The organism is Pseudomonas veronii, assembly GCF_001439695.1.
GTDB lineage: Bacteria > Pseudomonadota > Gammaproteobacteria > Pseudomonadales > Pseudomonadaceae > Aquipseudomonas > Aquipseudomonas veronii.
In genome coordinates this window covers 1-8,524 of sequence record NZ_JYLL01000055.1, presented here as the reverse complement: position 1 = coordinate 8,524, position 8,524 = coordinate 1, and the positions used below count along the sequence as shown (strand labels likewise).

Genomic DNA, 8,524 nt, shown 5'->3' with positions numbered 1-8,524 from the left:
CGTATTGCCGTGAAAACCAGCGATACGCGTTGGTGCTCGGACGGCTTTGAGTTCCGCTGCGAGGACGGCGCCAAACTGAGCGTGACCTTCGCCTCGATTGCTGTGATCGCGAAGCAATCGGCTGGGTTGCGAGCCCGACCGGGTACAGCGGCGATGATATCCGCGACTTGATGCTGGAAAGCGTGGAGAAGCGTTTCGGTGATCAGTTGCCCGCGACGCCGGTGCAATGGCTCAGCGATAACGGTTCCGCCTACACCGCCGAACAGACGCGCCTGTTTGCTCGGCAGATCGGTTTGCAGCCGGTGACCACGCCTGTGCGTAGCCCGCAGAGCAACGGGATGGCCGAGAGTTTCGTGAAGACGATCAAGCGTGATTACGTGGCGCACATGCCCAAGCCGGATTGGGAAACGGCGCTGCGTAACTTGGCAATTGCCTTCGAACACTACAACGAGCAGCATCCGCACAGCGCTTTGAAATATCGCTCGCCGAGGGAGTTCAGGCGCTTGGCGGCAGCATCAATTTAACAGGGAGTTGGTGTCCGGTTTTGTAGGGGCAAGTCCACTCGCTTCGCTGGAGGAACGATAGTAATGGGGCTAGGGGGATGCCCTAATAAAATCGTGTTACGGGTGTTACGCGCGTTACACTAAATCATAAGTGAATGATTTTAAACAATTATTCATATGTAACACTGCTGCGAATGGTTTGCCGATGTACGTGTTACATGGCAAATAGGTGTTACATAAATGAATGCTCTGGAGGAGCGGTTTGAAATGATTAAGGCGGTGGGAATCGACCTGCGGGCTTTCGCTCACTAGGGCGACTACCAGCCATAAACGGACTGCGGGCTCAAGGCGAGTCCGAGTGCAATCGGAATTCTCCTGACAATTCAGCCGATCTTTCGTTGCTTGAACCAGATATGCTCGGGTCTATAGTGGAAGGCGTAGCGTCCGTCACACTGCTCATCATGCAGCGATCAACTTCACCGCCATGACGGAGCAGGAAGTGTCAACAAGGAGGTGGTGCGTGGTTCGGATTCGCAAGATTGACATTCAGAATTTCAGGTCGATACGGTCACTCACCTGGCTTCCGTCGCCAGGCCTGAATTGCTTAATTGGTCCTGGCGATAATGGCAAGAGCACCATCTTGGATGCTATTGACTTGTGCCTTGGTGCCCGCCGAAACATTACGTTGGGGGATACCGATTTCTTCGGCCTCGACGTGAGCCAACCCATTCAGATCACGCTGACCTTGGGTCAGCTACCAGACACGCTGAAGACCCTGGATGTCTATGGGCAGTACTTGCATGCGTTCGATAGCACAACCGGCCAACTACAAGCTGAACCAATGCAAGGGTTCGAAACCGTACTTTCTCTACGCCTGATAGTGGACAGCGAGCTCGAACCAATCTGGACGTTGGTGTCCGAGCGCGCCCAAGCCTTAGGCCAAGAACGCAACATCGCATGGAAAGATCGATTGTTGTTGGCGCCTGCACGACTGGGCACCTACGCTAACTCCAATCTGTCGTGGGCCCGTGGGTCCATACTCAACCGACTTACGGAAGAACGCCCCAATCTAGGCGCCGAGCTTGCTAACGCCTCTCGTGAGGCGCGTGCCACGTTCGGCAATCAGGCAGGACCCCAACTGGCTGAAACGCTGCGAATCGTAACCGAGAAGGCAACTGCCTTAGGCGTTCCCGTCGGAACGCAGGCACAAGCCCTACTAGATGCCCACGCTGTCTCCATCAACGACGGCGCCATTGCCTTACACGATGAGCGGGGGGTGCCACTGCGTTCGTTAGGCACCGGCTCTTCGCGGTTATTGGTAGCTGGATTACAGCGAGCAGCTGCGCATCGCGCCTCAATCGCTCTAGTGGACGAAGTCGAGTATGGGCTTGAGCCGCACAGGCTCGTCCGACTGCTCGACTCATTGGGTGCCAAGGAGGCTCCATCACCGCTGCAGGCCTTCCTGACAACTCACTCACCGGTGGCAGTCAGGGAGCTTCGAGGCGACCAAATTTTCGTAGTGCGAAAGGCACAAGATTGCACTCTCCATGTGCTTGAAGTGGGTGTCGAAGACGATGTGCAGAGCACCATTAGAATGGATCCGGAAGCGTTTCTCGCTCGTAGCGTCATCGTTTGCGAAGGGGCCAGTGAAGTCGGGCTCATTAGAGGATTGGATCAGTACTGGACGGCGCGGAACTACCGCTCACTTCTTGCTGCAGGAACGGCCTACGTAAACGTGGGAGGAGGTGAGCCGGACCGGTGCTTTGCTCGAGGCCTTGCTCTACTTAAGCTGGGTTACCGTGTCATGGTTCTTGTCGATGCTGACAAGCCCCCGACTCCTGAGGTGGTAGATGCCTATCGCGCGGCCGGAGGGGCGTTTATTACATGGCGGGAAGGGCGGGCCCTGGAAGATGAACTGTTCCTCAGTCTACCGGATGCTGCAGTAGACACCATGCTCCAGCATGCCGTGGAGTTTCTCGATAGAGATCTAGTAGCCGCGCATATCAGTACGCAATCTCAGGGACGCAACTCCCTGGACGACATCCTGCAGCTACGCCAACAACAGCACCCCTACTCTCCTGAAGTGCGTTTGCTGTTGGCCCTGACATCCCGGAACCGAAAGAACGGCTGGTACAAGTCGCTAACCAAGTTCGAGATCCTTGCCCGGGAAATTGTTGGCCCCAACTACCAGGCTATGGACGCTGGGTTTACTGCCTTAGTCAGCCAGTTATTCGGGTGGGCCCATGCCGCCTGAGTACGATTTGTTCGCCTTTCGCAGCGGAACCGTGACGGCGCCAGCCGGCTGTGGCAAGACACAACTCATCGCGGACACGCTGACCCAGCATACCGGCGCCAAACCTGTTCTCATTCTGACCCATACGAACGCGGGTGTGGCCGCACTACGCCTGCGCATGCAACGCGCTAGCGTTCCAGCGTCCGCGTATCGCGTGGCGACCCTCGACGGTTTTGCCATGCGCTTGGTCGGTATCTTCCCAGAGCGAAGCGGGATACCTGCTGCCATTCTTGAACTGAGAAATCCAGGCGCTGACTATCCCGCAATCCGCTTGGCAGCCTGCACCTTGGTGCAAGCGGGGCATGTGAGCGATACCCTGGCGGCAACTTATGCTCACTTGCTCGTCGACGAGTACCAAGACTGCAACTTGGTGCAGCACGCCTTGGTCACCGCACTTGCGGCGGTACTACCTACCTGCGTGCTGGGTGATCCTATGCAGGCCATCTTCGGCTTTGCAGGCAACCAACTGGTGGACTGGGATGGACACGTGCTCCAGCAGTTCCCGCTCATCGGTGAGTTGAACCAACCATGGCGCTGGATAAACGCAGGTAGCCGCGGGTTTGGCGAGTGGCTTCTGAACTGCCGACGGGTGCTGCAAGCGGGCGGGAGCATCGACCTGGACCAGGCGCCTGCCGAGGTCAACTGGATTCAATTGCTCCCCTCCACTGCCGACCGTCAGCGCATGGCGGCAGCACTTACAAGGTCAGTGACACCCGAAGGGCAGGTCCTGGTGATAGGCGACAGCCGCAACACCCGAGGACGCAGACAAATGGCCAGTCAAACCCCTGGTGCTACTGCAGTTGAACCGGTAGATCTAGGGGACCTCACGAGCTTCGGCCGGCGATTCGACTTACAGGCAGCGGACGCCGCTGCACAACTCGTCAATTTTGCCGCCGAGACGATAACGCAAGTCGGCGCTGCCGCATTACTGCCACGCCTGGATATCCTCCGACGTGGTTCTGCTCGCACTATGCCTACTCCGGCGGAGGCAGCATTGGTGGCATTCGCCACGACTCCAACCTTTTTTCTGGCAACGGAAGCGATTAGAGCCTTGATGCGCCAAGAGCACGCGCGAGTATATCGCCCCGAGGTGCTGTATGGCTGCCTGCGAGCTATGGAGACTGCAGCCGGAGGTGTTTGCACCTTTGTGGAGGCCACGATTCGAGAGCGCGAACGCAATCGCCATGAAAGCCGACAACTAGCTCGGCGGGCTATTGGTAGTACCTTGCTATTGAAGGGATTGGAGGCACAAGTGGCGGTGATTCCCAACCCTGAAAACATGGATGCTCGTCACCTTTACGTGGCGATGACGCGCGGCTCGAGCCGATTGGTCGTGTGTTCTGCTACGCCGCGACTCGTCCCACAACAGAGATCGAGCTAAGACAAATCAAACGGACGTGCTCGTCGAGGCCTAGTTGGCAGATATCGGTGAAAGCGCCAAATAGTAAACATTGTTAGATGCAGCTCATGGCCGATTGCCGCCTGTCGCGGGGGGTAGCAACCGGCCAATAGCAGTCACCCAAGGCCGGCGACCAAAGTTCGGCTGAATGAGCATTGTGGTTTTCCCCCCGAATCCCTTACGAAACTTCGCATAGTTCTGATCAGACCGATACCCCGAGATCGGCAGGTACCCGGCTCTAGCCCAGTCCCTAGTATGCTCTGGATCTGTACAGGGAATGTACCGTCAAAGTCGAGAGCCAATTGCATATCTGGTTTAGTATCTAGCCACTTCGATACTGCGCAGCGTGCCGCACTTCGCTGCTTTGCCCAGAGCCAAACCCATGTCGATCACACCCATTTCTGTTTTCGGGAACCCTTCTCAGGTTTGGAGCGTTCCACCAGAAGACTTGATCCGGCAAGCAACTGCCTCGCTTCGTGGATATGTCTACCAGCTCCACGCTTCGGCTGCCGCGTGGCTGGAGCTGAGCGTAGACGATGACCTCTACCTAGAGGTCGCCGAGGACTTCACCGAGCTTCTCCGTGAGCCGGGTAGGATGGATGACGTTCTGAGGGCCACGCAGGTGAAGGACACGCGCGAGTCCGGGGCTGTGACGCTGAACTCGCCAGATGTACTGGCAGCAATTGAGTCTCTGCACAGGCTGCGGGCCTGCAATCCTGGCCGCGAAGTAAGGTTCGTATTTCTGACCACATCGCGCATCGCACAGGAACGGAAGAATGCGTTGCCTTCCGGCGTGGCCGGCCTGACCGCGTGGGAAGCGGCTGCTTCCGGAGGTGGCGTTGAAGAGCTTCGCGTAGCTCTTCTTCAGCGGGCGCTTTCTGAGGAGCTTCGAACCTTTGTAAGAAATAGCCCTCCCGAGATGCTTAGAGCTGAGCTTTTCAGTCCAATGGTCTTTGCGTGCGGCGCACTGGAATGGCGCTCTCTTGAGGAGAGCAATCGCCGCGCTATCGTGAATCGCCGACATCAGCTCCGGTCAACCACAGACATGGCACATCGCGCATACGATGCTGTGTTCCGCGATGCCGTTGCTTGTGCGCTCGGCCCGAATCCGCGTTGCTTAAACGGAACACAGCTTCTGGCTTGTCTAGAGCGCGCGACCTCAATCGCAATTCCGTCAAGCGTCGCCGTAGACATATTGGGTGAGCGCTCCGAACGGCCAAGCACTGCTCTGTCCATTAAAGAGTTACGCGACTTGGCGGAGGTGTTAGTTGAGACTGGCGCACCGCCATCGATCGACCTGCTATTCCCTGGAGCCAAGTCCTCAGCCCGGGACGCCCTTGTGGACGCATTCTCAGTGGAGCCCCGTCTCACCGAAATCAAGTCGAATGGGGTTCCCACGAGCGCATCTTTATTAGATCTCATTGGGCTCCCAGAAAAAAAACACCTCATCGTCGGTCAGCCTGGCTCAGGCAAGACGCATGCTCTCTGGCACGCAGCAAATAAGTTGCTCGCAGCCGGCACGATCATCCCGCTCTATCTTCCGGCGGGACAAGCGACAGGTTGGCACGATCTAGAGGAGATGGTCACGGAGGCGGCTCCGGGAGTCAAATTATCTACTTTGTTCCAAGATCCACGAATTTGTATTTTCGTCGACAGCTGGTCCGAATTCGCGGGCACTACAAAGGTAGGTGAGAAGCGACGCGCGCTGCGCGCGCTAAGAAGCGCACGCCTAGTTGCGACGGCTAAATTCGCTGACATGGACGACAGCACCCTTAAGCAGTGGAACCTCGATCTGCTCCCGCCCGACCTGGTAGAGCGCGCAGTTGCAGCCGCAACCCCAGACGAAGCGCTTCCACCTAGTCCGGTGATTGACCTTCTGAGACTGCCCCTCCTTTTGGCCATCCAAGTTCTTTCGGACGCGCGCTCTGCGACGACTGGCGACCTCCTGCGTCAATTCCATGCGCACCTTATGCGTGGGCTACCCGAGCGCTTCACAGAAGCACTCGCCGGAGCTGTGTCCGACCTATCTCTGGCGGGAACGCGTTCATTTGGTCGCCTCGTGGATGAGCTCCAAACTCGATCAGCTAAGTTGGAAATTACTGACCCGGCCAGGCTACTAAGGAACCTCGGCACTATTCTAGAGCGCGGCGGTCAGGCAGTCCCGTGCCACGACCTTTACTGGAGTTGGCTCACCGGACGCGGCCTTCTGGCCGACGGTGTCGCCGAACGAGCAATAGACCCACTCCGGACGCGCGAGAGCTATGCCCTGGCTATCCAGTCGGGTGGACGCGCAGCAGACAGCGACGTAAACGCAACAGTTAGGGAAGATTTAGTGCTGGCCGCCGCACTCGAGATAAGCCGCGGTGCAGATCGCCCCGTGCCAGCCCTGACAGAAGCGTTTCGCCGCGCTCTGGCAGATCCTCGCTTGGCTGTGCGCAATCGCGCCGCCATCGGTGCACTGGAGGGGGGGCGCCCGGAGCTTTTTCGCCCCGCTCTGGAGGTGCTCGCTGATCTAGGACGATCCAGCATGTACCCATCGGAGTGGAAGCAAGCCCTCCGCCCAAAAGCCCTTTATGCGCAGCGCGCTACGCTCGCCGACTGGCTAGGGGCACCGAATAGCAGTCTCGTCCTCGATGCAATTGCCGAAGGTGGTGGGCCGGAGTGGAGTCTTTGGCTAGAGCAAGTTGCGGCTAACGGCCAGATAAGTTGGGCAGAGGCGGCCGCAACCGCGCTTGGTTGCTGTGGCGATGTACCGCAATGGGTTCGCCCGCATCTCGACACTGTCATCGCTTCGCATGCTTGGTTACTTCGGCCAGCCGCAACAAGACGCGCCAACAGAGCCCTGGCTCGGTTCATTGCTATCGAATACGAACGCTTGATTGAATCTGTCGTAGAGCTAAATTCCAGCGGGTGGATCGAAATCAACAGAGTGCTCGTCGGTTGCGGTGATGACGACGTGTTCGGTCTTCTACTCTCACACTTCCCGGCCATGAGGCCACGTGCGCAAGAACTTCTCGGATTTGCTGTCGTGGAATTTGGCGCACCATGGGTCGCCCGCTTTCAGCGAGTGGCTTTAGCAACTGGCGCCCCTCATCATCACAAGCTCGCCAAAAAATTCTCGCCTGAAATTGATGACGAAACGGCGCGGGCCTGGATTACTGCGGGTCATGACGAGGCTGGCTGGCGGGTATTAATCTCGCGTCATGGCGAGGGAGTACTGCCTGAGTTGATCAAACAATTGCCACCGTCCTTCGCGGGTGTCCACCACATCCCCGCACTTGCCTACATGCGCTGGCTTCCGAGTGCTCCGGTTACGCTCATCGACGAGATCTGGCGTCGACTAGGCAGTCCAATGCAGCCGAAAGCGACGCAAGACTTACTTAACGCTATTGCGCGAGTCTATCCAGTGGGGATTCCCCACATTGTAAGTTTTATCGCGGAGCAACCCAACGCACTTTCGGCGTATCACCTCCGTCAAGCCCTTTTGCTGTATAGGGACTGGCAAAAGAGATCTGGTGAAATGCTCGTGGTAAAGACGACTGATGGTATCGAGCATCCTTTTCCCGATTGGATCGCGCTTCATTGTGTGATGAGCCAGTGGGAGGACCATTTCACACCAGAGTTGTTAGCCCTTACGCCAGAATTAGCCATCGAATATGTCGTGAATCATCTCGACGACAAGCGCGCGGCAGCGGTACTGACGGTGTTAAAAGGGGTCGCGGCCTACAATGCTCCGCTGCTGGATCGCATGCTTGCCGTGCCTGCCCTCGCCGTGCTCATTCCACAAGTATTCGCCGAGAGCTTTGATTTGTTTCCTATCGATGCTCTCCGACGATGCATTGCATCGAGCGATATCGACCAAGAAAGTTTGCTCTACCGACTAGCCGCCACGGTGAATCCCCTGCATCGTGCCGTGCATGAGAACCTTCTCGAACGCGTCCTCACGTGTTCGCCTAAATGGCATGACCTGCATCATGTCGCGGATATGCTGAGAGCATACTCGCGTGAGGAGGTCCTCCAAATTATTGATGCAGTACCTCATAGCCGTGAGGATTGCTGGTTTTGGTTTGTTCGCTTGGTAGAGGCTACGAGGGGCGAGCGCTTGATCAACGAGGACGGCTCTGTCCGGCATTAATCAGCCTCAAGTTACCGTAGAAAATGCTGTCTGGGCTGGCCCTGATTTTTTTGTCAGTGACCGCTTCTGGCCCAGAGTGTGTAAAAACGCTAAGGGGTCTCACTTTTAGGTTCTTCACCTGTCGGAAATCTATAAGCCTCGTGTCCCCGCACTCATACCGTCTTGACGTTAACAGCTGCGCCGATAGTGCCTCC

At 57.2% G+C, this 8,524-nt stretch carries 3 protein-coding genes and 1 pseudogene; all 4 read left to right on the top strand.

The window, feature by feature from the left end:
• Positions 1-524: pseudogene (locus TU80_RS30675) on the top strand (integrase core domain-containing protein); the annotation flags it as partial.
• 499 nt (positions 525-1,023) lie between these two features.
• The gene (locus tag TU80_RS30670; protein ID WP_057006116.1) at positions 1,024-2,757 is read left to right on the top strand and encodes an ATP-dependent nuclease; all 1,734 of its coding nucleotides are present in this window, start codon (positions 1,024-1,026) and stop codon (positions 2,755-2,757) included.
• On the top strand, positions 2,747-4,177 hold the full coding sequence (locus tag TU80_RS30665; RefSeq protein ID WP_057006115.1) for a UvrD-helicase domain-containing protein: 1,431 nt from the start codon (positions 2,747-2,749) through the stop codon (positions 4,175-4,177). The genes TU80_RS30670 and TU80_RS30665 overlap by 11 nt, the downstream gene beginning before the upstream one ends.
• A gap of 400 nt (positions 4,178-4,577) precedes the next feature.
• On the top strand, positions 4,578-8,330 hold the full coding sequence (locus TU80_RS30660; protein WP_057006114.1) for a hypothetical protein: 3,753 nt from the start codon (positions 4,578-4,580) through the stop codon (positions 8,328-8,330).
• Positions 8,331-8,524 lie beyond the last annotated feature (194 nt).

Coding starts and splice junctions, on each gene's coding strand:
- TU80_RS30665 (WP_057006115.1), top strand. CDS start 2,747: ATGCCGCCTGAGTACGATTTGTTCGCCTTTCGCAGCGGAACCGTGACG.
- TU80_RS30660 (WP_057006114.1), top strand. CDS start 4,578: ATGTCGATCACACCCATTTCTGTTTTCGGGAACCCTTCTCAGGTTTGG.